The organism is Parapusillimonas granuli, assembly GCF_013416525.1.
GTDB lineage: Bacteria > Pseudomonadota > Gammaproteobacteria > Burkholderiales > Burkholderiaceae_B > Parapusillimonas > Parapusillimonas granuli.
The window spans coordinates 135,534-158,856 of the sequence record NZ_JACCEM010000005.1 but is presented as its reverse complement, the minus strand read 5'-3'; the positions used below and the strand labels follow the sequence as shown (position 1 = coordinate 158,856).

At 63.5% G+C, this 23,323-nt stretch carries 21 protein-coding genes; 5 read left to right on the top strand and 16 right to left on the bottom strand.

What is annotated here, in order from left to right; genetic code table 11:
- Positions 1-43 precede the first annotated feature (43 nt).
- The 7 genes from H0A72_RS10630 to H0A72_RS10600 form a co-directional block, all read right to left on the bottom strand.
- Positions 44-1,075 carry an ABC transporter substrate-binding protein gene (locus tag H0A72_RS10630; protein WP_180155068.1) on the bottom strand — a complete coding sequence of 344 codons (1,032 nt, stop codon included), beginning with the start codon at positions 1,073-1,075 and terminating at the stop codon, positions 44-46.
- Between the two features lie 11 nt (positions 1,076-1,086).
- Positions 1,087-1,767 (bottom strand): ABC transporter ATP-binding protein, encoded by a 681-nt coding sequence (locus H0A72_RS10625; protein WP_343287142.1) that lies wholly within the window; start codon positions 1,765-1,767, stop codon positions 1,087-1,089.
- Between the two features lie 65 nt (positions 1,768-1,832).
- Positions 1,833-2,699 carry an ABC transporter permease subunit gene (locus H0A72_RS10620; RefSeq protein ID WP_218953271.1) on the bottom strand — a complete coding sequence of 289 codons (867 nt, stop codon included), beginning with the start codon at positions 2,697-2,699 and terminating at the stop codon, positions 1,833-1,835.
- A gap of 24 nt (positions 2,700-2,723) precedes the next feature.
- A complete protein-coding gene (locus H0A72_RS10615; RefSeq protein WP_180155066.1) occupies positions 2,724-4,076 on the bottom strand; it encodes an NtaA/DmoA family FMN-dependent monooxygenase in 1,353 nt (450 codons plus the stop codon).
- A gap of 130 nt (positions 4,077-4,206) precedes the next feature.
- Positions 4,207-5,049, bottom strand: coding sequence for an HpcH/HpaI aldolase/citrate lyase family protein (locus H0A72_RS10610; protein WP_180155065.1), 843 nt, complete (start codon positions 5,047-5,049; stop codon positions 4,207-4,209).
- Positions 5,046-6,296 (bottom strand): CaiB/BaiF CoA transferase family protein, encoded by a 1,251-nt coding sequence (locus H0A72_RS10605; RefSeq protein ID WP_246436943.1) that lies wholly within the window; start codon positions 6,294-6,296, stop codon positions 5,046-5,048. Before H0A72_RS10605 ends, H0A72_RS10610 begins: the two co-directional genes overlap by 4 nt.
- Entirely contained in the window at positions 6,293-7,276 is a 984-nt protein-coding gene (locus H0A72_RS10600) for a Bug family tripartite tricarboxylate transporter substrate binding protein (RefSeq protein ID WP_180155064.1), read from the bottom strand. The genes H0A72_RS10605 and H0A72_RS10600 overlap by 4 nt, the downstream gene beginning before the upstream one ends.
- A gap of 85 nt (positions 7,277-7,361) precedes the next feature.
- On the opposite strand from H0A72_RS10600, the gene H0A72_RS10595 reads away from it, so the two are divergent.
- Positions 7,362-7,907 carry a MarR family winged helix-turn-helix transcriptional regulator gene (locus H0A72_RS10595; protein WP_180155063.1) on the top strand — a complete coding sequence of 182 codons (546 nt, stop codon included), beginning with the start codon at positions 7,362-7,364 and terminating at the stop codon, positions 7,905-7,907.
- Positions 7,908-7,963: 56 nt separating this feature from the next.
- On the opposite strand, the gene H0A72_RS10590 is transcribed toward H0A72_RS10595, so the two are convergent.
- The 3 genes from H0A72_RS10590 to H0A72_RS10580 are packed head-to-tail and all read right to left on the bottom strand — an operon-like array spanning position 7,964 to position 10,653.
- Positions 7,964-8,764 carry an IclR family transcriptional regulator gene (locus tag H0A72_RS10590; protein ID WP_180155062.1) on the bottom strand — a complete coding sequence of 267 codons (801 nt, stop codon included), beginning with the start codon at positions 8,762-8,764 and terminating at the stop codon, positions 7,964-7,966.
- A gap of 6 nt (positions 8,765-8,770) precedes the next feature.
- A complete protein-coding gene (locus H0A72_RS10585) occupies positions 8,771-9,643 on the bottom strand; it encodes a carbon-nitrogen hydrolase family protein (RefSeq protein WP_180155061.1) in 873 nt (290 codons plus the stop codon).
- 2 nt (positions 9,644-9,645) lie between these two features.
- Positions 9,646-10,653: a dipeptidase gene (locus tag H0A72_RS10580; protein WP_180155060.1), complete on the bottom strand. Its 1,008-nt coding sequence runs from the start codon at positions 10,651-10,653 to the stop codon at positions 9,646-9,648.
- A 142-nt stretch (positions 10,654-10,795) separates the two neighbouring features.
- On the opposite strand from H0A72_RS10580, the gene H0A72_RS10575 reads away from it, so the two are divergent.
- Positions 10,796-11,770 carry a Bug family tripartite tricarboxylate transporter substrate binding protein gene (locus H0A72_RS10575; protein ID WP_180155059.1) on the top strand — a complete coding sequence of 325 codons (975 nt, stop codon included), beginning with the start codon at positions 10,796-10,798 and terminating at the stop codon, positions 11,768-11,770.
- Positions 11,771-11,781: 11 nt separating this feature from the next.
- Positions 11,782-12,984 (top strand): NAD(P)/FAD-dependent oxidoreductase, encoded by a 1,203-nt coding sequence (locus H0A72_RS10570; protein WP_180155058.1) that lies wholly within the window; start codon positions 11,782-11,784, stop codon positions 12,982-12,984.
- Positions 12,985-12,998: 14 nt separating this feature from the next.
- Here the strand turns inward: H0A72_RS10570 and H0A72_RS10565 are convergent, their stop codons facing one another.
- The 6 genes from H0A72_RS10565 to H0A72_RS10540 all read right to left on the bottom strand — a co-directional run bounded on the left by H0A72_RS10565 (position 12,999) and on the right by H0A72_RS10540 (position 20,663).
- A complete protein-coding gene (locus tag H0A72_RS10565; protein ID WP_180155057.1) occupies positions 12,999-14,351 on the bottom strand; it encodes an amidase in 1,353 nt (450 codons plus the stop codon).
- A gap of 1 nt (position 14,352) precedes the next feature.
- A complete protein-coding gene (locus H0A72_RS10560; RefSeq protein ID WP_180155056.1) occupies positions 14,353-15,996 on the bottom strand; it encodes an ABC transporter ATP-binding protein in 1,644 nt (547 codons plus the stop codon).
- A gap of 3 nt (positions 15,997-15,999) precedes the next feature.
- Positions 16,000-16,827, bottom strand: coding sequence for an ABC transporter permease (locus H0A72_RS10555; RefSeq protein WP_180155055.1), 828 nt, complete (start codon positions 16,825-16,827; stop codon positions 16,000-16,002).
- 33 nt (positions 16,828-16,860) lie between these two features.
- Positions 16,861-17,850 carry an ABC transporter permease gene (locus H0A72_RS10550; RefSeq protein WP_180155054.1) on the bottom strand — a complete coding sequence of 330 codons (990 nt, stop codon included), beginning with the start codon at positions 17,848-17,850 and terminating at the stop codon, positions 16,861-16,863.
- A 39-nt stretch (positions 17,851-17,889) separates the two neighbouring features.
- A complete protein-coding gene (locus H0A72_RS10545; RefSeq protein WP_180155053.1) occupies positions 17,890-19,578 on the bottom strand; it encodes an ABC transporter substrate-binding protein in 1,689 nt (562 codons plus the stop codon).
- Positions 19,579-19,742: 164 nt separating this feature from the next.
- A complete protein-coding gene (locus tag H0A72_RS10540; RefSeq protein ID WP_180155052.1) occupies positions 19,743-20,663 on the bottom strand; it encodes a LysR family transcriptional regulator in 921 nt (306 codons plus the stop codon).
- A gap of 133 nt (positions 20,664-20,796) precedes the next feature.
- Here H0A72_RS10540 and H0A72_RS10535 point away from each other — a divergent pair, with 133 nt between their 5' ends.
- Both H0A72_RS10535 and H0A72_RS10530 read left to right on the top strand, forming a co-directional pair.
- Positions 20,797-22,434, top strand: coding sequence for an AMP-binding protein (locus H0A72_RS10535; RefSeq protein WP_180155051.1), 1,638 nt, complete (start codon positions 20,797-20,799; stop codon positions 22,432-22,434).
- On the top strand, positions 22,431-23,303 hold the full coding sequence (locus tag H0A72_RS10530) for an amidohydrolase family protein (protein ID WP_180155050.1): 873 nt from the start codon (positions 22,431-22,433) through the stop codon (positions 23,301-23,303). The genes H0A72_RS10535 and H0A72_RS10530 overlap by 4 nt, the downstream gene beginning before the upstream one ends.
- The last annotated feature ends 20 nt before the right edge of the window (positions 23,304-23,323 follow it).

Genomic DNA, 23,323 nt, shown 5'->3' with positions numbered 1-23,323 from the left:
GCGTCCTACGGGGCTCGGCCCCTGGTTCTCCGCGCTGCGCGCCTCATCGCCGCAGCGATTCGGAGCCGGCGGAAAGCGGCGCGTAGCGCAGGTCGTATTCGTCACGGGCGTCCAGCTTCTTGCCGGGAAACGCGCCCGCCGACTGCAGCAGGTCTATGGTTTTCTGCTGCGTGCCGATCACCTCTTCGCTCAGTCCCGGGAATACGGTGTCTCCGTGGCTTGCAACGACTTTTTGCGCGTCGTCGGGCTTCAGCCGCTGGTTCTGCACCAGATACGACCGCAGCCATTCGTCCCGGTTGGCGTTCCTCCATTGGTGTGCCCGATACCAGTGGATGATGAAGTCCCGAATGGCCGCGGCCTGCGCCGGATCCTCCAGCGCTGAGCGCGAGGCATAGGCATAGAGATAGCCGGGATTGATCCCCGGCGTCCACGGAAGCTCGATCGCTCCCTTGGCGGCGGCGGTCGACAGATAGCGCGCGCGGTCGGGCTGCTTGAGCACGGCCGCGTCGATCTGATTGGCGCGAAGGGCGTCCGCAAATTCCGACACGCCAAGCTTGACCGGCACGATGTCGCCCGGGCCCAGTCCCGCCTGCTGCAGGGCGCGCAGGACGACGGCGTGCTGCGCGGTACCGTCGTTGACGGCCACACGCTTCCCCTTGAGATCCTGCACGGTCTTGATGCCGGAGCCGGGAGAAGTGGCGATGAGCAGCGAAGGACCGGTGCTGGCCACGACGCCGACGATGCGCAAGTCCGCACCCGCATAGTGCGCCAGAATCGGCGGAACATCGCCCACGATGCCCACCTGGGCGGAGCCCGACCGGATGGCCTCCATGCGCAAGGGCCCGCTGCTGAAGCTGGCGTACGACACGTCGGCCGCCAGCTTCTCCTGTTGGCCGGACAGTTTCAGCAGCAGCTCCGTGCCCCGGGCGTCGTCCGCAATGACCAGCTTCGTGCCCGGCGGAACCTCTACGGGAAGATCGGCCGTGGCGGCGGCATGCGCGCTCAACGGCACCGCCAGGAGGATTCCAAAGCCGACGAGCAGCGCCTTGATGAAGAAAAGATTCGATGTGGCCATTCGGCCTCCTTTCAATGAGTAGTGGTGATCGGATCGGCGGCCGCGGCAACGCGTACGCCCAGCAGCGCGAGAATTTCCCGGCGCATGGCTTCGAAGCCGCTGCTGCCCCGGCCTTGCGAAAGCTTGAGAGGGTTGCGCCTGTCATAGTGGATGCGGCCCGCATCCAGGACGATGATCCGGTTGGCAAGCACCAGCGCCTCGTCCACGTCGTGCGTGACGAACAGCACGGCGGGCCGATGCCGCGCATGGACCTCGAGCAACAGCGACTGCATGCGCATGCGCGTCAATGCGTCCAGGGCGCTGAAGGGCTCATCCGCCAGGATCAGCGCCGGATTGCGCATCAGGGCGCGAGCCAGGGCGACGCGCTGCTGCTCCCCGCCCGACAGCACCTTCGGCCATGCGGACTCCTTGCCGGACAGCCCGACGCCGGCCAACGCCCGGCGCGCTCGGCCGGCGTCCATGTCATCGGGCGTGCCCAGCCTCACGTTGTCCAGCACGGTCATCCACGGCAATATGCGCGAGTCCTGGAACAGCACCGAGCTCTGTCCTGAAACGCTCAGGGCGCCGCCGCCGGAAGCCGCGGCATCCAGGCGCGCCACCGCCCGCAGGAGCGTGCTCTTGCCGCATCCGCTACGGCCCAGCAAGGCGACGAATTCCCCCGCGTGGATGTCCAGATCGACCGCGTCGAGCACGGTCTGTTCTCCGAACCGCCGTGTCAGATTGCGCACCGAAACGGCAATCGGCGCATCGGCCGCCGCTAAGCCACTGTTTGACGCCATCCCAGCACCCTCTTGTGTACCGTGCGTATCAACGCGTCCGTGCCGAATCCCAGCACCCCGTAAAGCACCAATCCCGCGATCACGATTTCTATCTGGCCATAGATGCGGGCCTGGGAGATCATGTAGCCGATTCCGCTCGTGGCGTTGATGGTTTCCACCACGACGAGGGCCGTCCACGCATGGGTCGCCGCCAGCCGCAAGCCCGTGAAGAAACCCGGCAGGCATGAGGGAAAGACGATGTAGCGCAGGAACTGGCGGCGGTTCAGATCGACCGTCTGTGCCAGCTCCACGTACCGCAGGTCGATATCGCGCAGCGCGGCATGGGTGTTGATGTAGACGGGCACGAAGACGCCCAGCGCGATCACCGTGATCTTCATCGCTTCGCCGATGCCCATCCACATGATGAACAGCGGAATCAACGCCAGGTTGGGCAGCGCCCGCTTTATCTGCACCAGGCCGTCGAACAGCGCGTCGCCCAGGCGTGTCAGGCCCGCCGCCAGCGCCAGCAGCAGCCCCGCGGCGACCCCGGCGGCCAGTCCCTGCCCCGCGCGCGCCAAGGACGCGCCAATGTTGTCCGCCAGGTAGCCGTCCGCCCATAACTCCTTGAACGTCGCCGCGACCGTGTCCGGCCTGGGGAGCGTTTCGGGGGACAGCCAGCCCGACAACGTGGCGATGAACCACAGCAGGATCACGAGGGCCGGACCCAGCAGGCGCTGGGATGCCGACGTCGACTTGGGAATCAGCGGCCTGGCCGCGCCGCGGCGCATTGCGTGGACGGCATGGCCGGACCCGGCGGGAAACGGCGCGCGGCCCAGTTCCGGCAAATACGAGGTCTGTACTGACACGGACTTCTCCTTCTATCGGTTGGTTCAAACGAGCGCGGCGTCCGCCACCGCCAATGGCCGGAGCACACGCGGCGGCAAGGACAAGCCCAGATGGTCGCGCAGCGTCGTGCCGGTGTATTCCGTGCGGAACAGGCCGCGCTTCTGAAGCTCCGGCACGACATGGTCCACGAAGGCCTCCAGCGAGGTCGGCAAGGCGGGGGGAATCAGGTTGAAACCGTCGGCGGCGCCGTTCCTGAACCAATGCTCGATCGTGTCGGCGATCTGCTTCGGCGTGCCGGCGACCACGCGATGGCCGCGGCCGGCGCTCAGGCGGCGCAGCAGCTGGCGCAAGGTGATGGTCTCGGTGTCCGCAATATGGCGCAGCAGCTCCACGCGGCTTTTCATCACGACCTCTTTCCCGCCGTCGTCCGGCAGCTTGAACACGGAGTCCAGGTCATCCAGCGTCAAGGACAAGCCGGTCGTCTGATTGAGCTGGGCCAGGCCGTAAGTCGGCAAGGTCAGATCCTCGAACTCATTCCGCAGCGCATGCGCCTGCTCTTCCGTCCCGCCGATGAAGAAGGAAAGGCCCGGCAGGATCAGGACGTGCTCCGGATCGCGGCCGAATGCCCGGACGCGCGATTTCACGTCCTGGTAGAAGGCCTTGGCGTTTTCATAGTCCGGCTGAGCCGTGAAGACGGCGTCCGCGTACCGCGCCGACAGGTTTTTCCCCGGCTCCGAGGAACCCGCTTCGAACAGCACGGGACGGCCCTGGGGGGAACGCGGCACTTCCAGCGGGCCGCGTACGGAAAAGTGCCGACCCTCATGATCGATTGTGCGGATCCGATCCGGATCCACCAGCCGGCCTCCTTCCTTGTCGCCGATGAAGGCGCCCTCGTCCCAGCTGTCCCAGAGCTTCAGGACCACCTCCAGGAACTCCTCGGCCCGCTGGTAGCGCTGGCCGGCGTCGGGATGATGCGGATAGCCGAAGTTGGCGGCGGCATTGGCGTTCGCCGTGGTCACGATATTCCATGCCGCCCGGCCGCGGCTCACGTGATCCAGCGTCGCATAGCGCCTGGCCAGGTTGTAAGGCTCGTTGTAAGTGGTGGACGCCGTGGCGACGAGCCCGATGCGCTCGGTCGCGGTGGCCAGCGCGGCCAGCAGCGTCAATGGATCCAGGGTGTCGAACAGCCGGTCCTGCGACCGGCTTTTCAGCACTGGATGGTCGGCGAAGAAAATGGCGTCCAGCAATCCGCGCTCGGCGGTGCGGGCGAGGTGGATGTAGTGGCCGATGTCCGTGTACCCCGACAGGTCGGTTTCCGGCCGGCGCCATGCCGCTTCGTGCTGCCCAACGTTACGCAGGAACGCGTTCAAATGAAGCTGTCGTGGCAAATCGCTCATCATGCTCTCCGTAGTTTGAATGACTCTTGAGGTGAATCAATTCTAGGAGCGGCATGCGTTCACGCGAACGATTTCATGCTTATTAGATTATGGGACGCCAAGCTTATAAGCTCATGACCGTCCAGGGCCTTTACCCTCTCGACAGCAAGGAACGCGCGCGCTCGATCACCGGCCGGTCTATCATCCGGCCATCGAGCGCCACCGCGCCGAGCCCGCGGACATCGGCGTCCTCGGCCGCAGCAACGACGGCGCGCGCCCATTCCAGCTCCGCGGCGGACGGGCTGAACCCTCGGTTGGCGTGAGGAACCTGGGCGGGGTGGATGCAGACCGTGCCGGTGAATCCGATCGCGCGGGCGCGGGCGACCAGCGCCGCGTATGACGCCATGTCGTGGATCTCGGCCACGCTGCCGGGCAAGCCCCAGCAGGCCAGGCCGAAGGCATGCGCGCAATTGGCCACCGCATGCGCGGCCCAATCCAGCGACTCGGGCGTCGGCGCGATCGACATTTCCGTCGCATAGTCTTCCGCGCCGAACCCCAGGGCCGCCACGCTGCCGTGCGCCGTGGCAATGGACTCCAGGCGCAGCACGCCCAACGGCGTTTCGATCAAGGCGATGATGGGCGGGGCCGCCCCACCGCGGCCGGACTCGTGCAGCCAGCCCGCCACGGCTTGGACCTGCGCCGCCGACTCGACTTTCGGCAGCATGACGCCGGCGAGCCGCGATACGGGCAGCGCCGCGATGTCCGCGCGCAGCAGGCCGGGATCCGCATTGACGCGCACCAGCACGGGCGCGCGATCGGCCAGGCATCCGACCGCCTCGGCCACCTTGTCCCGGGCCGCTTGCTTGCGGTCCGGCGGAATCGCATCCTCGAGGTCGAGCACCAGCGCATCGGCCCCGCGCTGCGCCGCCTTGGCGAACAGATGCGTGGAAAGGACGGGCACGAACAGTACCGAACGCAGATCACGCAACGTCATCGGATGGCTCCTCGCGCCCGCATGGCCTGGATCTCTGCTTCATCCACGCCCGCTTCCCGCAACAGCTCGCCGGTATGCTGCCCCAGGCCGGGAGCCGGGCGGCGGATCGCGCCCGGCGTGCGGCTGAGGCGGGGCGTGACGTTGTGCATGACCACGGCGCCGTCATCCGAATCCAGCGCGATATAGCATTGGCGCCGAACCACGTGCTGATCGGCCAGAAGCTGCGGCGCGTCATAAACAGGCCCCAGCGTCACGCCTTTCCGCCGGAACAACGCCAGGCACTCGTCCTGGCTCATTTCCTTGACGGCGTCGGCGATCATGCCGTCCAGCTCGGCGTCGTTCTCCAGCCTGGCCTCGTTGGTGGAAAAACGGGGGTCGTCGGCCAGTTCCGGCCGCCCTATCGCCTCCATCACCCGCCGCGCCATGACGTCCGTGGAGCCGGACAACGCGACCCAGCGCCCGTCCTTGCACCGGTAGGCATTCCTCGGCGACGCGATCTTGCGGGCGGGATCCTTCTTTTCGCCGGTCGCGGCATAGACCGAGACATCCGTACCCATGACGGCCAGCATGGGTTCGAGCAGAGACAGATCGACGACCTGCCCCGCGCCGCCGTTGACTTCGACTTCGCGCAGCGCGGCAAGCGTGGCGAATGCGCCGGTCAGGCCGGCAATCATGTCCGCCAGCGCCATGTTGGGCAGCTGCGGCACGCCTTCCGGCGCCATGTGCTTGTGCGCATAGCCGCTGAACCCTTCCACCAGGCTGCCAAAGCCGGGCAGGTTCTTGTAGGGACCGGTTTGCCCCCAGCCGGAGATGCGCACGATGACGAGCCGGGGATTCAGCATATGCAGGTCTTCCGGGCTGAACCCCATGGCCTCCAGGGTGCCGGGGCGAAAGCTCTCGATCAGGACATGCGCGGACTCCAGCAGCGTCCGCAGTGCGCTCCGGGCGCCCGCATCGCGCAGCTCGATCGCCAGGCTGCGCTTGTTGCGCGCATAGGTCCGCCACCAGGCATCGAGCCCGCCGCCATGCTCGAGCGCTTCCTTCCAATGGCGCAGCGTGTCGCCCGCCTTCGGCGATTCGACCTTGATGACGTCCGCGCCGAAGTCCGCAAGCTGCAGCGACAGCATGTTGCCGGCGACCAGCCGCGACATGTCCAGGACGCGGACCTTGTCCAGCACCCCTTTCGAGGCGGGATCGGGAAGCACCGCGGCCAAGGCCGCGGAGGGTGGACCCAGGCCGTCCATCATTTCGCATTCAAGCCCAGATCGGCCACCAGCCCCTGCCAGAAAGGCGCCTGCTGGTTCAACCGGGCCAGGAATTCATCGTTGGTCATGTGCAGCACCGTGGATTCGGTCGCCGCGAACTGCTCCTGCAGCTTCGGGTTGCGCAGCGCCTCTTCCACCGCCAGCTTGATTTTCCGGATGGCTTCGGGCGGTACGCCCTTCGGGGCGAACAGGCCGCCCAGCACGCCGATCGGAGGGCCTTCCAGCCCGGCCTCCGCAAGCGTGGGAACATCGGGCAGGGAAGCTTCGCGCTTGTCGCCCGTGACCGCCAGGGCGCGCAGCTTTCCGGACTTGATGTGACGCATGGACGCCGTCAGCGAATCCGTGGCGAAGAGCACCTGGCCGCTCATCAGGTCGGTCAGGGCCGCGCCGCTGCCTTGGTAGGGGACATGGGTGGCTTCCAGGCCGGCGCGGCGCAGGAAGCTTTCCGTGCCCAGATGCGTCATCGTGCCCATGCCGGCGGAGGCATAGGCGGACGGTTTGGCGCGTATCGCATCGATGAGCTCCTTGATGTCCTTGGGCGCTTCCGGCGTATTCGCGACGAGCACCGCGAAAGGCGCCCAGAGAATCGGCGCCACGGGCGTGAAATCGTCCAGCGAGTAGTGGGCCGCCGAGTTCATGACGGGAACCACGAGCAATTGCGCCGTGGACGTGAACAGGATGGTGTAGCCGTCCGCCGGAGCGCGTTTCACCGACTGATGGGCGATGATGCCGCCCGCGCCCGGGCGGTTTTCCGCGATGATGGTTTGCCCCAATGAGGGAGCCATGAAGTTGGCCAGCATGCGGCCCACGACATCGCTGCCCGAACCGGGCGCCTGCGGAATGACGAGGGTGACGGGCTTGGCGGGGAAATCGCCGGCGGCCGCCTGGGCTAGCATCGGGCCGCACAGCGCCATGGAAGAAAGTGCCGCCAACAGGCGGCGTCGGGAAATCGGCTGCACCATGGTCTCCTTCTTTTCCGGGATGGAAATCAGTTATGTTTATGTCTGAATGAAGTATATACCATTATGTGCTACAGCAAACATTGCCATGACAAATAAAAGACAATCGACCGCCCTGAAGAAATCTGCCAAGTTCGCGACGGACGACCAGCTGGCAAGCCACGCGCCGGAAAACTTGATCACCTACCGCGTGTTCGTGGCCGCCCAGGCCATGTCGCGCCTGGTGGACGCATCCGTACGCGCTTCCATGGACCTGACGAGCCGCCAGTGGCGTGTACTGGTCGTCCTGAACCGGCTCGGCACCGCCGCCTCCGGCGACGTGGCTCGCCTCGCCAGTTTCGATCACAGCCAGGTCAGCCGCATCGCCCTCGAGCTGACCAAGCTGGGACTGGTCCGGCAAGGCAGCGACGGCAAAGACCGCCGCAAACAGCTGCTTTCCCTGACGGAAAAAGGAATCGAATACTTGCGCATCGGCCTGCCCGCCTCGCTGGAGCGCGAGCAGCGGCTGCGCGCACGGCTCAGCGCAAGCGAATATGAGGTGTTCTGCCGCGCGCTCAGCGCGCTGACCGATGAAGCCGCGGTCTTGCTGGGTGAAATCGATAGCGCCCCATCACGCAGCCTGATCCAATCCTGAACTCTGGAGCGATGACACATGAAGCGGCGTACGTGCGCAGTGGTGGGCGCCGAAACCTACAAATCCCCCAGCGAAGCGTTGATGCTTTTAGCGGTGGCAATCAGTTTTGGCGCCAGGCTGCGCTGCACGTCCTCCAGCTTCCAGCGCGGCGACGGCACCGCAATATTCACGGCACCCACCGGTTTTCTTTGGCGATCAAGCAAAGGAGCCGCAATGGAAATATCGCCAACAAAGGCCTCTTGATCATTCAAGGCGTAGCCCGCTTGCCGAGCCGCCGCCAGGGCGGCCATGAGCCCGGGCAGATCCGTGACCGTCGTGGCGGTCATCGCCTTGCGGTCAGCCCGCTCCAGGGCGGCACGGGCAACCGCCGAATCCATGCAAGACAGTATGGCTCTGCCCGCCGCAGTGCAGAATGCAGGCAAGCGTGAACCGACATGCAGGTCCACGCTCACTGCGTGATGGCTGGGAAACCGTGCGATATATACGATCTCGTCTTCCTCCAGCCTCATCAGATTGACCGTCTCGCCGGTATCCCGATTCAAGGCCTCGAGGTAAGGATGCGCCTTCTCGCGCAGCCGGTCCAGCGCAAGCACAGTGTGGCTGAAGCTGAGCATCCGGCTCGACAAGGTATAAGCCCGGGTATCAGGATGCTGGCGCAGATACCCGAGCGCCTTCAGGGTGTGCACCATGCGTTGCACCACACTGCGATTGAGCTTCGACGCTGCCACGATCTCGGTGAACCCCAGTGGCCGCCCCGCTTTCTGGAGGACTTCAAGTATTTGAAAACATTTGGCCAGAGAATGAACGAACAATCTGCTGGCAGCATCATCGGGGGTATCACCAAGCTCTTTTGTCATGCGATTTCAAGGCTCTTCTTCAACGAGCACACCATACAAGTTTGGACGGCGGTCGCGCCACCAGGGAAACTTCTTTCTGGCGGCCGCCACATCGTTCAGATCGACCGTCGCCACCAGCAGTTCGGGGTCTTGCGTTCCAGCTTCCGCCAACATCGTTCCGCGCGGATCCACAATCATACTTCGGCCCAGATGGGTACGCGGACCCTCCGTTCCCACACGATTGCAGGCAAGCACGAACACACCGTTTTCATAAGCGCGCGCCCGCAATGGGACCTCCCATATAGAGGCACGGTGAACCGGGTCGGAGTATGTCGAGAAGCTGATTGGCATGACGATGATTTCCGCGCCCTTCATCGCCAGCACGCGCGATGCTTCGGGGTAAAGCCTATCGTTGCATATCTGCACCCCTATTCTGGTGCCCGCCACCGTGTAAACCGGCAGTTGCTCGCCAGGCGTAAAGTAGAACTTCTCATAGCTGCCGGTACCGCCCTGGGAGGCATTGGGAAAGTAAGCGGGCATGTGAGTCTTGCGGTACACGCCCTGAACCACCCCGTGCTCGTCGATGACCTGGGCCGAGTTGTAATAGCCCGCATGCGTGCGTTCGGCGACGGGAAGCACCAGCGCAATGCCCAGTTCTTTTGCCTTGGACCGCAGCCCGGCCAGCACGGGATCGTCCATGAACATGAAGTGGCGATCGAAGTCTTCTTCCAGGCGATTGGCGAAAAACGGCCCGAGGAACAACTCGCAAAATGAGAGGAGCTGCACACCCTTCCGGCCGGCTTCGTCCAGCAAACGATGGGCGAGCTCTTCAACTTGCTGTTCACCGCAGACCGACACGGCGCCGGTCTGCGCCGCCGCGATGGTAAGTGGCCTTGACATGGTCACCCCCAAATCCTTTCGAACGCCCGAATGAAGTTGCCGCCCGCTATGCCCTGAATTTCCTCCGCGCTAAACCCGCCCTTTTCCAAGGCTTCGATGATGTGGCCGAAGCGGCTGGGCGTAGGCGTTTCGGACGGATATCGGGAGGCCGAGGCATTGCCAAACGCCTGCGCATACTTGCCGCCGGTCTCGGGATACGCCCCTTTGGACAGCTCGAGAATGGAGCGCACGTTCTGCTCGTCTTGGACGGCGGAAAAGTCGGTTCCTATTCCAATGTGCTCTACACCCACTACGTCGGCAATGTGCTGGACGTGCCGTACGAAGTTGGCCAGTGTGGGCGGATTCTTCGGATTGCCGTCCCAGTTCATGAACCCATGTATCGAGGCGCCGATGACCCCGCCCGTTGCGGCAATGGCGCGCAGGACCTCATCGGATTTATTGCGCACCTGGTCATCCACCGCTTTGGCGTTGGCGTGTGTCGCAAGTACCGGCTTGGATGACAGGCTGGCCGCATCAAGGGAAGTCCGTTCCCCGCAATGAGACAGGTCGATTGCGATTCCCACGTCATTCAGTTCGGCCACGAGCGCCCGGCCGAAGCGCGTCAGGCCTCCATTCCGTTCTTCAATGCATCCGTCTCCGGCCAAGTTGGCTTCGTTATAGGTGAGTTGTATCACTCTCATGCCCAACGCATGGAAAGCAGCGGCCCGATCGACCTCCCCGTCGAAAGGCAAAGAATTCTGCCAGCCCATGATCAAGCCGGCCCGGCCTTCCTGCTTTGCCCGCTCGATGTCGCCGGCGGTTTTGACCAGCCGCCATTTTGAATCGGGCGCCGACAGCCGTTTGTGCCAACGCCCCAGTTCAGTGATTGTCTTGCCCAAATCCCAGTGCATGTGAGTGACGGTGATATTCGCCGCCGTTACTCCGCCTTCCAGCAAGGGGATCGGATTTCCATCACAAAAGTAAACCAAGCCATCGACGATCAAAAGCTGCTGCGACGTCTGCATGTTCATTGCGCCACTCCCACGGTAGATGATCAAAGTAATATTGCTATGCAATACTTAGTATTGCATATAAAGATCGTAATGGATACAGTGTGCCTACGCAAGAAGTTACTCGTGGACGCAGTACAACTCTCTCTTCAAAGGAACTGTGATGGTACGTCGATGCATTCTTCTGCTCAGCTCGCTTGTCATGGGTCTGTCCCTGCAGCCCGCTCATTCCCAGGGCTCCTGGCCTCTTGAACCGATAAAGCTCGTCGTCGCCTACCCGCCGGGCGGCAGTACCGACACGGCGGCACGCATACTGGCGCAACGCCTCAGCCAGAACCTGAACCAGCAAGTCGTTGTGGACAACCGGGCGGGGGCCGGCGGCACCATCGGTGCCGCGTCGGTTGCGCGGGCCAAGCCGGACGGCTATACGATCTTGCTAGCCGCCTCGCCCGAAGTCGCGATAGCGCCGGTGGTAATGGAAAAAATGAACTACGACCCCAAGGTGGATCTGGAAGCGATATCCATGGTCGGCCAAGTTCCGTTCGTGCTCGTCGTGAATCCGGCGCTGCCGGTCAAAACCCTGCAAGAGCTCATTGAGTATGGGAAGAAGAATCCCACGAAATTGAATTACTCTTCTTTCGGCACGAATACATCCAATCACCTGATCGGCGAACAATTCAAGATTCTTACGGGGATAAAGGCCACACATGTTCCCTATAAGGGCAGCGGTCCCTCGATCACCGATCTCATGGGCGGGCAAGTTCAATACACTTTCGATACAGCCACGGCCGTCATGGGGCACGTAGAAGCAGGCAAGCTTCGGGCGATTGCCGTCGCGACTCCCGAGCGGCTCGCCAATGCGCCGACCATCCCCACAATGTCGGAAGCCGGCCTTCCAGGCTTCGTAGGCGGAACCTGGTTCGGCCTGCTGGCGCCGGCCAACACACCGCCGGACGTCATTCAGCGTCTGAATAAGGAGACACGTGCCGCGCTGGCGTCCAAAGACATCCAGACAAAATTCGCGGAACTCAATATCCTTCCTGCAGGGGATTCTCCGGCCGAGTTCCGCGCATTCATCGATGCCGAAATCGCCAAATGGAAGAAACTGACGGCACAGCTGGATCTAACCTCGAAATAAGGAATGTAAACATGCAGCAGCGAGGCACATGCGCTGTGGTGGGCGCCGGCATCATCGGGGTATGCATCGCATATGAATTAACCAAGCGGGGCGTCGACACCGTGCTCATCGACAAAGACGAGCCCGGCCGGGGGTCCAGCTATGGCAACTCTGGGGCAATCAGCCCCGCCTCGGTCGCTCCCCTGGCCATGCCGGGCGTCCTCGCTTCCGTTCCCGGCATGTTGGGCCATCCGGACAGCCCGCTGTTTCTTCCTTGGCGCTACTTCCCGCGCGCGCTACCCTGGCTGGCGCGCTTCGTATGGGCATCCCGCCCGTCCGCGGTGGAGAAATCCGCTACGCGCCTGGCGGAGATCCATCAACAAGCGGTCAGCCTCCATGAAGCCCTTGCCAACGAGGTCGGCGCCCCCGAGGTCATCCTCAAGCGGGGGCACCTGCACCTATATCCCAATGAACGCGCGCTCAATGGCGACCGCGCATCGTGGCGCTTGCGCGAGCGCCACGGCATCACGTTCACCCGCATCGCACGGCCCGAGATCCTCGACCTCGAACCCCAGGCGCCAGCAGGCTATCAAGTCGGCATCTATCTCGAAAATCAAGCGACATTACGCAATCCATTCCGCTATCTACACGCCATTTTCGCCAAGTTCCTCGACAACGGCGGGCGTTTCGTGCAGGCCAATGTCCAATCGTTAAAGAACGACGCAAATGGCGGCTGGACGCTCGACACTTCCAGCGGTCCGATGAACGCGCAGCATGTCGTGGTCGCCGCCGGCGCCTGGTCCCGCCGCTTGCTGCGCCCGCTGGGCATTCAACTGCCCTTGGAAACACAGCGCGGCTACCACGTGCAATTCCGCGGCGATGCCGCAGCGGTCAGCCGAACCGTGGTGCTGACCGATCACAAGGCTTTCTTCACCCCGATGGAAGACGGCCTGCGGGTAGGGGGAACCGTCGAGCTTGCGGGCTTGAAGGCCGAACCCAACCTTCACCGGGCGGATATACTGGCCCGCATCGCCAAGCGTGCCTTCCCGCAACTGGAGGGGCAGCCATACGACACATGGATGGGCCACCGGCCTTGCATGCCCGATTCGGTTCCCGTCATCGGCCCCAGCAAAAAGCGGCCCGGCTTATGGCTGGCCGTGGGGCATGGCCACCTTGGCCTGACGGATTCCGTGGGTACGGCCAAGATCATTGCGGACGGCATGCTGGGGCCATAAGCTCAAGGCGCCGCTCAGCGTGCCAACACGGCTTCAACAGCCCGAGCCATGGCAAGCAAGGCGCCGTCCTCTCCATTCCGGCAGACCAGCTGCAAGCCTATGCCTCTGGCCCCGGCGCAATACGCAGCGGGTATCGGCAAAGACACGCCGCACAGCCCCAGCAGGTTGATGGGCTGGGTATTTCGTAGCGCCCTGGCGTTCCATGCCACCACGGCGTCCACGTCGCCAACGGAGTCGGCGGGCACCGTCAGGGCGGGCGAGGTGGGCATGATGGCCATGTCCACCTCGCTCAGTATGCGCCGCGCCTGTTCCTGCAGCCCGTGCCGTTCTCGCAGCAAGTGCAAGTACAAGTCGGCCGGGTAATCCAGGGCGGCGGACGCCCGGAACCACACCACCGGGTCCAGCAAGCCGCGATTCTTCATGAAGCGTTCGCGGCCGAAAAAGCCCAGGAATTCCGCCGGCACCCCGCGCCCGAAGGTTTCGGCCACGCGCTCCGTGCCCGGGAGATCCATGCTTTTGAAAACGGCGCCCGCCCGCTTCAACGCGTCCAATACTTTGTTGAACGCCGCCTCGACCTCTGGGTCCAGGCCGTCGCAAAAAACCCGCTCCGGCAGGCCGACGCGGGCGCCGTCCAATTGCCATGCCGGCATCGCGGCCCCGCCCAGCGCGGCGGCGATCAGGTCCAGATCGTCCATGTTCCGCGTGAACAGCCCTATGCTGTCCAGGGTGGGCGCCAGCGGAAAGATGCCTTCCAGCGGCCAAAGCGCCGCACTGGCCTTGTAGCCGACGACTTCGCAGAAAGCGGCGGGCTGGCGCACGGAGCCGCCCGTGTCTCCCCCGACCGAGAATGCGCACAGCCCCGCGGCCATCGCCACCGCCGAGCCGCTGCTGGAGCCGCCGGGCATGTGCTTGCGGGACGGGTCGATCGGGTTCCAGGGCGTGGGATGGGTAAGGTTGAACGTGCCCATGGCGAACTCGGTCGTGCGGGTCTTGCCCAGCACGATGCAGCCCATTTGCTTCAGCTTGCGGATGAACGGCCCTTCGCCGCCAACCAGCCCCGTCAGATCGGCACGGCTGCCGGCCGCCGTCGGCATGCCTTCGACACTGAACAGATCCTTGACGCCCATGGGCACCCCCATCAAGGGGCCCAGATCCACGCCTTGGCGCAGCAGCGCATCCACCCGCCTTGCGGCTTGCAGCGCTTGCTCGTGGGCAACGTGCGCATATGCCGACAGCTTGGGGTTCGACGCGCCGATCTTCTGCAGGAACCCGGCCGTGACCGCTTCGGCGGTGATCTTGCCGCTTCTGAGATCCGCCCCCAGCCGGCCTATGCTCGGAGGGAGATCGTCTGTTTGCTCGTTTGCCATGTCATCCCCGCTGCGCGTCCATCGACGCATCGAGGCGGCCATGCCGCAGGCCCGGCATGGCCGCAAGAAGATCGCGGGTGTATTGATGGGCCGGATTCGAAAAAATCCTCGCCCCCGGCCCGCTTTCCACCACTTCCCCATAACGCATGACGAGGATCGTATCGCTCACTTGCGACGCAACCCGCAGGTCGTGCGTGACGAAAACCATGGCCAGGCCCATCTGGTCCCGAAGCTCGGTCAACAGCTTCAGGATCTGCGCCTGGACGGAGACGTCCAGGGCCGAGACGGGCTCGTCGGCGATCAGGACCTCGGGATCCAGGGCCAGCGCGCGCGCAAGCCCGACGCGCTGGCGCTGCCCGCCAGAAAACTCGTGCGGATACCGGCCCGCGGCCTGGGCGCCAAGGCCCACGATGTCCAGCAGCTCGCGCGCCTTGGCATGCGCCGCCGCGCGCGGGGTGCCGTGGATGATGGGGCCTTCGGCAATGAGATCGCCGACGGTATGGTGAGGGTTGAGCGACCCGTACGGGTCCTGGAACACCATCTGGATGCGGCGGCTGAAGCGCCTCATTTCGCGCCGCGACAACGCCTGCACGTCGGTGCCGTCGATCTCGACCACGCCTTGGTCGGAAGCGATCAGGCGCGTCAGGCAGCGCACGATCGTGGATTTGCCCGACCCCGATTCCCCCACGATTCCCAGCGTCTCGCCTCGCCGAACGGTGAAGCTCACGTCATTGACCGCCAGGAATCTCGTCGGCTTCTTCAGGAAGCCGTTCGAGCGAAAATAGGCTTTGTGCAGGTGCTTGACGTTCAGGATGACGGGCTTCTGATCCGCCTCCTTGATGCCTTCCCGGTAAGTCAGCTTAGGGATGGCTTTGATCAGCGACTGCGTGTAGGAATGCGTGGGCGCTTCCAGGACCTGGTCCACGGTTCCCGATTCCACCAGGTTCCCAAGCTGCATCACCAGGACCCGGTCCGCGATATCGGCCACCACGCCGAAGTCATGGGTCACGAAGATGATGGCGGTGCCGTATTTTTCTTGTATGTCCTTGAGCAGCCGCAGGATCTCCGCCTGCGTCATGACGTCCAGCGCGGTGGTGGGCTCGTCGGCGATCAGGATGGAAGGGTTCATGGCAAGCGCCATGGCGATCATCGCCCGCTGGCGCTGCCCGCCGGACAGCTGATGAGGATAGGAATGGAAAATCCTTTCCGGATCGGGCAGCTTCACCGCGTCCAGCAATTCCTTGACCCGCGGCGCCGCCGCCTTCTGGGTCAAGCCTTGATGGACATGGAACACCTCGCCTATCTGCCGGCCGATTTTCATGACCGGGTTGAGCGCGGTCATGGGTTCCTGGAAGATCATCGCGATTTCTTTGCCGCGTATGCGCCGCAGCTCCGCGTCGTCGGCCGCGACGAGGTCGCGGCCTTTGAACAGGATTTTCCCGGAAGCGATGCGCACATGCGGTTTCGGCAACAGCCCCATGACCGCGCGCGCCGTCATGGACTTCCCCGAACCCGATTCCCCGATGATGCACACGACCTCGTTGGGACGCAGCGTCATGCTCAGGCCGGAAACGGCGTACTTGCGGTCCGTCCCGGCGGGCAGCGCGATGGTCAGGCCTTGGATGTCGAGCAATGCTTCTTCCATGATTCAAAAGTGCCTTAATCGTGGATTGAGCGCGTCGTTCAGCCCTTCGCCCACCAGGTTGATGGCCAGGACCGTCACCAGTATGGCGACCCCTGGAAACGCGCATAGCCACCATGCCGTCCTGAGCACCGGGCGGGCCGCGCCTATCATGAAGCCCCAGCTCATGACGTTGGGGTCGCCCAGGCCCAGGAAAGACAATGCGGACTCGATCAATATCGCATTGGCGACCATCAGGGAGCTCATGACGATGATCGACGACAGCGTATTGGGCAGAATGTGGTGGACGATGGTCCGCCAGTTGCTCATGCCCATGACCATGCACGCCTCGACATACTCCTTGCCCCGCGCCGCCAGGAATTCACCGCGCACCAGCCGGGTCATGGGCGGCCAGGACACGATGGCTATCGCAAGCACCACATTCGTTATGGAAGCGCCCAGTATCGCCACCAGCAGGATCGCGAACAGGAAGAAGGGAATCGTTTGAAAGATCTCGGTGATGCGCATGACCCACTGGTCCACGTAGCCGCCGTAGTAGCCGGCCATCGCCCCCAGGACCGTGCCCAGGAAAACCGCGATGGCGGTGGCGAACAGGCCGATGAGCAGCGACGTCCGGGCCCCGTAGACGATGCCGGTGGCGACGTCCCGGCCCAGGATGTCGGTGCCCAGCAGGTGTTCCTGGAACGGCAGCGAAAACGGCGTTCCCACCATGCTGAACGGGTCCTGCGCGTAGAAGAAGGGGCCGACCAACGCAACCAGCGCAACCACCAGCAAGATCACCGCGCCGAAGACGGCCGAGGCATTCCTGCTGAATCGACGAATGAGCGGAGCCATAGTTTCGGGCCTTATAGCTGTGAATCGATGGTCTCAGGCCGTTCTGATGCGCGGGTCGAGAACCGAATACAAAACGTCCACCAGAAGATTCGCGACGACCACCAAAATGGCGCAAATGAAAAATATGCTCAAAAGCAGGTTCAAGTCGCGCGCGAACAAAGCCTGGAAGGCAAGGTAGCCCAGTCCCGGCCAGGCAAAGACGGTTTCCACGACCACCGAGCCGCCCAGCATGGCGCCGATCTGCATGCCCGCCATGGTCACCACCGGCAGGACCGCATTGCGCAGCATGTGCCCGAAAACGATCTGGCGCTCCGTCAAGCCCTTGGCCCGCGCCGTGGTCACGTAATCCAGGCCGGACTGCTCCAGCATGGAGGCGCGCATCAGGCGCGTGTAGAAAGCCAGGTAGAACAGGGACAAGGTGGTTGCCGGCAGAACCAGATGCCTGCCGATGTCCAGCACGCGTTCCCAGCCTTCATAAAAAGCGGATATGTTCTCCATCCCGCTGGTCGGCAGCCAGCCCAGGTGTATGGAGAACAGGACGATCAGCATCAGCCCAGCCCAGAACATGGGCGTCGCGTAGGAAATCAGGGCGCCCAGTGAAATCAGATTGTCTTTCCAGGTGTTCAGCCAGCGCGCGGCCAGGGCGCCCAATAGAACCCCCATGCCGACGGAAATGACGAGCGTCGTGCCCATCAGCAGCAGCGTGGCGCCCAGGCGTTCCGTGATCAAGTCCTTCACGGGCTTGGCCGCGCGGAAGGAATAGCCCAGATTGAGGGTCAGGATGTTCTTCACGTACACGCCGAGCTGGACGGCCAGGGGCTTGTCCATCCCGAATTCTTCGCGCAGCTGCGCAATGTATTCCGGGGTGGACGACCCCGCTTCGCCGGCCAGCACTTCCGCCGCGTCTCCGGGCGCAGAATGCAGCAGGAAGAAGTTCAGGACCACGATGACCAGGATGGTCAGGACGCCCTGGAACAAGCGCCTGAAGATCCTGGGCAAGGACCCGCCTATCAATGCAAGCATATCCGCTCCATGCGCCTGGCCGCGACCGGGGAAGGCGGATCAGGCCTTGTCCAGCCAGGCCTTCCCGAAGGACCCGTACAAGCCCAGAGGCGTCACGATGTCGTCCTTGACCCGCTTGTTCTTCACCGTGACGAACTCGATCTCGTGCACCCAGACGTATGGGGCCGCCTCGACCACCAGCTTCTGGAACCTGTGATAGATTTCGTTGCGCTTCTTGGGGTCGGTTTCGATCGCCGCGCGGTCCAGGAGCTCGTCCGTTTCGGGCGTGCTCCATTGCGAGTCGTTCACGAACACCGCTCCCGGCGTGATGGTCTTGGACGAATAAAACCTGTGGGCGCCGATCACCGGATCGGCGAGCGTCTGCACCCAGTTGCTCGTCAGGTCGAAGTCATAATTCGTGTACACCCGCCGCAGCCACGTGGGCACGTCTTCATAGCGCAGGGTGGCCTTGATGCCTATGCGCCCCAGCACCTGCTGGATATATTCGCCGAAGCGGCGCCACTCGTCGCCATAGGGCGTGATGTCATGGACGATCTCGAAGCGCGTGCCGTCGGCCTTCCTGGGAAAGCCGGCTTCATCGAGCAGCTTGTTGGCCACTTCCACGCCATTGGGCACGTCGTAGTTGTGCACGTCCGGCGTATAAATGCCGTTGGCCGCGAAGTTCGAACTGATGGGGCCGGTGGCTTTCTTGCCGAAGCCGAACCAGATGTGGTCGATCACGAATTGGCGGTCGATCGCATACGAAATCGCCTGCCTGACTTTGACGTTGTCGAACGGCTTGCGCTTGGTGTTGAAGTCCAGCATGGTGATCGGCGCCTGCATTTCGTACCCGCGCGTCGTGGCTTCTATGAAGGGCTTCTCTTTGAGGCGCGCGATGTCGACGTTGGGAATGGCGCTGAAGCCCCCGATATGGGCCTCGCCCGCCTCGATCGCGGCGCTGCGGGACCCGGCGTCGGGGATGAAGCGGAACGCGATCCTGTCCAGGTTCGGCTCGCCCGGCTTCCAGTAGTTCTTGTTTTTTTCCAGCAGCACGAACTCGCCGCGCCGCCATTCCTTGAAAACGAAGGGGCCGGTGCCCACGGGCTTGTTGGCGTATTCGCTGCGCTGTATGTTTTCGCCTTCGAACAAGTGCTTGGGCAGCATCGGGGACTCGTAGCTCGAAAGCCCCATCATCAGATACGGCGCGGCGGTATCGAGCTTGAACACGGCGGTGAGCGGGTCGGGGGTTTCCACCGCGACGACATGGCGGAAGGTGGTGGCCGCGCCCCGCGGGTGGATTTTCTTCAGGACTTCCATCACGCTGAACCGCACGTCTTCGCTGGTGAAGGGCTTGCCGTCGTGGAACTTCACGCCGTCCTGCAGCTTGAACGTGATGGTGAGGCCGTCGTCGGACACCTGCCAGGACTTGGCCAGCCCGGGCTTCGGTTGAAGATCGAAGCCATATTCCAGCAGGCCTTCGTACACCTTGGTGGCCACCTGCCCCACGGGCCCCGACGTGCTTTGATAACCGGCCAGGGTGGGGGGCTCGGGCACCACCAGCATGACCAGGGTGCCGCCCTTGCGGACCTTGCCGCCTTCACCGCTTTGCGCCAGCGCCGACGCGGGGACGCCGACGCCCCACGCCCCCCCGAGAAGTGTGCCGAGCTGTATGAATTTCCGGCGGGTCACGGCGTTGCCGGTTGAATCTTCCTTACAGCCGCCCTCTGTGAACGCATTTACATCGGCCATATCCGTCTCCTGAATATTTCCCGATGCGCCCTGACCTTCTAAAGACGCTCGGAGCTACTTCGAAAGGGGCAAGTCATATATATAATTTAAATCATACATCTAGGCCGAGACATCAGGGTAATCACTCATCGGAATCGTCTGGGCTGTGCGCGGCCTTTGGCGCATCAAGGCAGCACGAGCATATTCCCATGGGTGTCCACCATTTCCGTTACCGCTTGCTTCAAAGCGTGAACAAAGTTTCTTGCCACGATGGGTACCGCCCGCGTGGATGAGAACACGACACAGACCCGGGTTTCGATTGCCGGGCTGAAAGGCCGCACGACCAGATCGGTGAAATCGCCTGAAAACAATGGAAACGAATCGACCAGCGCCACGCCGACGCCCCGGCGCACCAGCGTGTAGGCCGTCATGGTGTGGTTGACCGTGAAGTGCACGTTGTGCGCGACGTTGGCGGAATGGAAGGCTTCACGCAGCAGCATGCCGGTGGTGGTTTCGTCGCTGAACGAAATGATGCTCTCGTCGGCCAGTTGGCGCGGCTCTATATAGCGGCGCCGGGCCAGGGGGTGGTCGCGGCGCAGCACGCAGCACACGCGCGACCGGCACAGTTCTATCGTTTCCATATCCAGCGCGCCGGCGGGCGCGTCCAGCACGCCCAGGTCGACGTAGTTGGTGGCGACGTGCTGCACGGCCAGGCGCGTGGGCAAGGACTTGATGTCGAACCGCACCCCGGGGTGCGCGCGATGAAAGTTTTCGATGGCCTTCGCCACCAGCGACATCGACAGCGTGGTGACGGAGGCGATGGAAATCGTGCCCGACAGCCCTTCCCGCGCTTCGTCCGCCAGGTTTTTGATGACCGTGAGCGTACCGAACAAGCGCTCGATTTCGGGCATGAGCCGTTCGGCTTCCGGCGTGATGATCAAGCGGCCGTTCACGCGCGAGAACAATGCCAGGCCCAGCCTTTCTTCCAGCAGCCGGACCGTCTTGGTGACGGCCGGCTGGGATACGTTCAGCATGCGCGCGGCGGCGGACACGGAGCCGGCTTTCGCAACTGCGCGAAACACCGCCAGGTAACGGACGTTGAGCATGCCTGACCCCCTACCCATAACTTTTAGTTTCTTGCACTGCTTGTAAATTGTATTAGTTTTAATGGGCAACTGGGCATACAGTAGCGTCAAACAAGCCGCCGATCCGGCCCATAACACCAGAAGAGACAACGTCATGAGCAGAGAGCAGGTCCTGAAGGAGACCGTGCCGCCGCTGGCCGCACGCATCGAGCAACTGGAGGCCGAACCGCTGCCGGCCAGCATAGGCTTCCTGCTGGACGCGGCCGCCGCGGAATGCCCCGCCGCATTGGCCTGGAATTTCTTCGAGCTGGGCGCAACCATCGATTACGCCACGCTGCAAAAGACGGTCAACCGGCTGGCTTGCGGCATGTACGAGGCCGGCATCCGCAAGGGGCGGCATGTCGGCGTCATGCTGCCGAACATCCCCGCGTTTCCGCTGACATGGCTGGCGCTGGCCCGGCTGGGCGCCGTCATGGTGCCGATAAACATCGCCTACACGCCGCGGGAACTCACCTTCATCATTGAAAACGGAGACGTGGAATGGCTGGTCATCCATGACGGCTGCCTGCCCGCCCTGGATGCGCTGAACCCCTTGCCGGGCCTGCTGCGGGCGGACCGCATCCATACGGTGGGCAGCGAGCGCGATTCGGCCCATCATTGGGAAGCCCTGCTCGACAATGACGGCGACGCCTTCCGCCCGCCGTATGAAGTCGAACTGGATGACCCCATGAACATCCAGTACACCTCGGGCACCACGGGCTTTCCCAAGGGCTGCGTACTGTCGCATCGGTACTGGCTCATCACCAGCAAATCCAATGCGTTCCGGGACGGCCGCAAATATGCGCGCATCCTGGCGCCCACGCCCTTCTTCTACATGGACCCCCAATGGCTGCTGCTGATGACCTTCTTCCAGCGCGGCACCCTGTTCGTCGCCAACCGGCAAAGCCCCAGCCGGTTCATGGGCTGGGTGCGCGAGCACCGGATCAACTTCTGCCTGCTGCCCTATCTGGTCCACAAGCAGCCCGAAGCGCCCGATGAGAAAGACCATGCCCTGGTCCGCGTCAACGTATACGGGATACCCAAAGACCTGCACGCCGCCCTGGAAGAACGATTCGACCTGATCGCGCGCGAGGCATTCGGCATGACGGAGTGCGGAACCTGCTTGTTCATGCCGATAGAAGCGACCGACATGACGGGCTCGGGCTCCTGCGGCAAGCCCGGCCCCTTCAGGCAGGCGCGCATCGTCGATGAATCCGGCCAGGCCGTCCAGGCGGGCCAGGTGGGAGAACTGCAAGTGCGGGGCCCCGGCATGCTGCAAGGCTATTACAAGAATCCGCAGGCCACGGCCGCCGCCTTCGACGGCGATTGGTTCCGCACCGGCGATTTGTTCCGCCAGGACGAGCGCGGCTATTTCTACATCGTGGGCCGCGTCAAGGACATGATACGGCGCGCGGGGGAAAACATCGCCGCGCGGGAAGTCGAAGCCGTCATCACCGCCCTGCCCCAGGTGGCCGAAGCCGCGGCGGTGCCGGTTCCGGACGAGGTGCGCGGCGAAGAGGTCAAAGTGTATGTCGCGCTGCGCGAGGGATACGGCCCGGAAGACTTGCCCGTGTCCGCGCTGCTGGAACACTGCGCCGCCAAGCTGGCCCGCTTCAAGATACCCCGCTACATCGCCTACCACGGAACGCTGCCCAAGACCCCATCCGGCAAGATCGCCAAAAAACAGCTGACGCAAGGCGTGGCGGACCTGAAGGCCGGCAGCTACGATCGCATACAGGAAAAATGGCTATGACATTCATCGACTACGGCAGCACTCCGCCGACGCTCGGCAAGACGGGGCCGCATTTGGCGAACTACCGGCGCGTCTACAACGCCAGCGAACGGGCCGCCGGCGAAATCAAGCAGGCGCCCGAGCCCCTGGCGGCCTACCTGGACATGTACGAGGCCTGCCAGGCCAGGCACGTGGTCATCAAGGGGCGCGATCTGGAAACCACCTTCGGCTTGCGCATCAGCAATGAAGACGTGGCCGACTTCTGCGCCAAGCACGGCCCCCGCTACATCGGCTTTGCGGGCGTCGATCCCAACAAGGGCATGGCGGCGGTGCGCGAGCTGCACCACGCGGTCGCCGAACTGGGGCTGCGCGGCTTGAACCTGCAATGCTTCGAACACAAGCTGCGCATCAACGACCCGAAGATGTATCCGCTGTACGCCAAGTGCATCGAGCTGGGCGTCCCCGTGAACATTCACGTCGGCACCAATTTTTCCACTGCCACGTCCATGGATTATGGCCGGCCCCAGTATCTGGACGACGTCATGATGCACTTTCCCGAACTGAACGTGTGCGCGTCCCCGCCGGGCTGGCCCTGGGTGCCTGAACTATTGGCGGTGGCATGGCGCCACGCCAACGTGCGCATCGGCCTGGTGGCGGTGCGCCCCAAGTATCTGGCCGTACCGAATTCGGGTTATGAAATGCTGCTCCAGTATGGCAACACCATGCTGCAGGACCAGATGATCTTCGGCTCCGCCTACCCGATGCAGCCCATAGACCGCAGCCTGGCGGAGGTCAAGGCGCTGCCCATCAAGGAGGAAGTCAAACGCAAATGGCTGCACGACAACGCGGCCAAATTCCTTGGCTTGGGGCCCGTGGACGCAACCACCTAGGCGGCGCCGGCCTCGGGACG

Excerpts from the sequence above, each read along its gene's own strand:
- H0A72_RS10630 (WP_180155068.1), bottom strand. The coding sequence starts at position 1,075 with ATGGCCACATCGAATCTTTTCTTCATCAAGGCGCTGCTCGTCGGCTTT.
- H0A72_RS10615 (WP_180155066.1), bottom strand. The coding sequence starts at position 4,076 with ATGAGCGATTTGCCACGACAGCTTCATTTGAACGCGTTCCTGCGTAAC.
- H0A72_RS10610 (WP_180155065.1), bottom strand. The coding sequence starts at position 5,049 with ATGACGTTGCGTGATCTGCGTTCGGTACTGTTCGTGCCCGTCCTTTCC.
- H0A72_RS10605 (WP_246436943.1), bottom strand. The coding sequence starts at position 6,296 with ATGATGGACGGCCTGGGTCCACCCTCCGCGGCCTTGGCCGCGGTGCTT.
- H0A72_RS10600 (WP_180155064.1), bottom strand. The coding sequence starts at position 7,276 with ATGGTGCAGCCGATTTCCCGACGCCGCCTGTTGGCGGCACTTTCTTCC.
- H0A72_RS10595 (WP_180155063.1), top strand. The coding sequence starts at position 7,362 with ATGACAAATAAAAGACAATCGACCGCCCTGAAGAAATCTGCCAAGTTC.
- H0A72_RS10590 (WP_180155062.1), bottom strand. The coding sequence starts at position 8,764 with ATGACAAAAGAGCTTGGTGATACCCCCGATGATGCTGCCAGCAGATTG.
- H0A72_RS10585 (WP_180155061.1), bottom strand. The coding sequence starts at position 9,643 with ATGTCAAGGCCACTTACCATCGCGGCGGCGCAGACCGGCGCCGTGTCG.
- H0A72_RS10580 (WP_180155060.1), bottom strand. The coding sequence starts at position 10,653 with ATGAACATGCAGACGTCGCAGCAGCTTTTGATCGTCGATGGCTTGGTT.
- H0A72_RS10575 (WP_180155059.1), top strand. The coding sequence starts at position 10,796 with ATGGTACGTCGATGCATTCTTCTGCTCAGCTCGCTTGTCATGGGTCTG.
- H0A72_RS10570 (WP_180155058.1), top strand. The coding sequence starts at position 11,782 with ATGCAGCAGCGAGGCACATGCGCTGTGGTGGGCGCCGGCATCATCGGG.
- H0A72_RS10565 (WP_180155057.1), bottom strand. The coding sequence starts at position 14,351 with ATGGCAAACGAGCAAACAGACGATCTCCCTCCGAGCATAGGCCGGCTG.
- H0A72_RS10560 (WP_180155056.1), bottom strand. The coding sequence starts at position 15,996 with ATGGAAGAAGCATTGCTCGACATCCAAGGCCTGACCATCGCGCTGCCC.
- H0A72_RS10555 (WP_180155055.1), bottom strand. The coding sequence starts at position 16,827 with ATGGCTCCGCTCATTCGTCGATTCAGCAGGAATGCCTCGGCCGTCTTC.
- H0A72_RS10550 (WP_180155054.1), bottom strand. The coding sequence starts at position 17,850 with ATGCTTGCATTGATAGGCGGGTCCTTGCCCAGGATCTTCAGGCGCTTG.
- H0A72_RS10545 (WP_180155053.1), bottom strand. The coding sequence starts at position 19,578 with ATGGCCGATGTAAATGCGTTCACAGAGGGCGGCTGTAAGGAAGATTCA.
- H0A72_RS10540 (WP_180155052.1), bottom strand. The coding sequence starts at position 20,663 with ATGCTCAACGTCCGTTACCTGGCGGTGTTTCGCGCAGTTGCGAAAGCC.
- H0A72_RS10535 (WP_180155051.1), top strand. The coding sequence starts at position 20,797 with ATGAGCAGAGAGCAGGTCCTGAAGGAGACCGTGCCGCCGCTGGCCGCA.
- H0A72_RS10530 (WP_180155050.1), top strand. The coding sequence starts at position 22,431 with ATGACATTCATCGACTACGGCAGCACTCCGCCGACGCTCGGCAAGACG.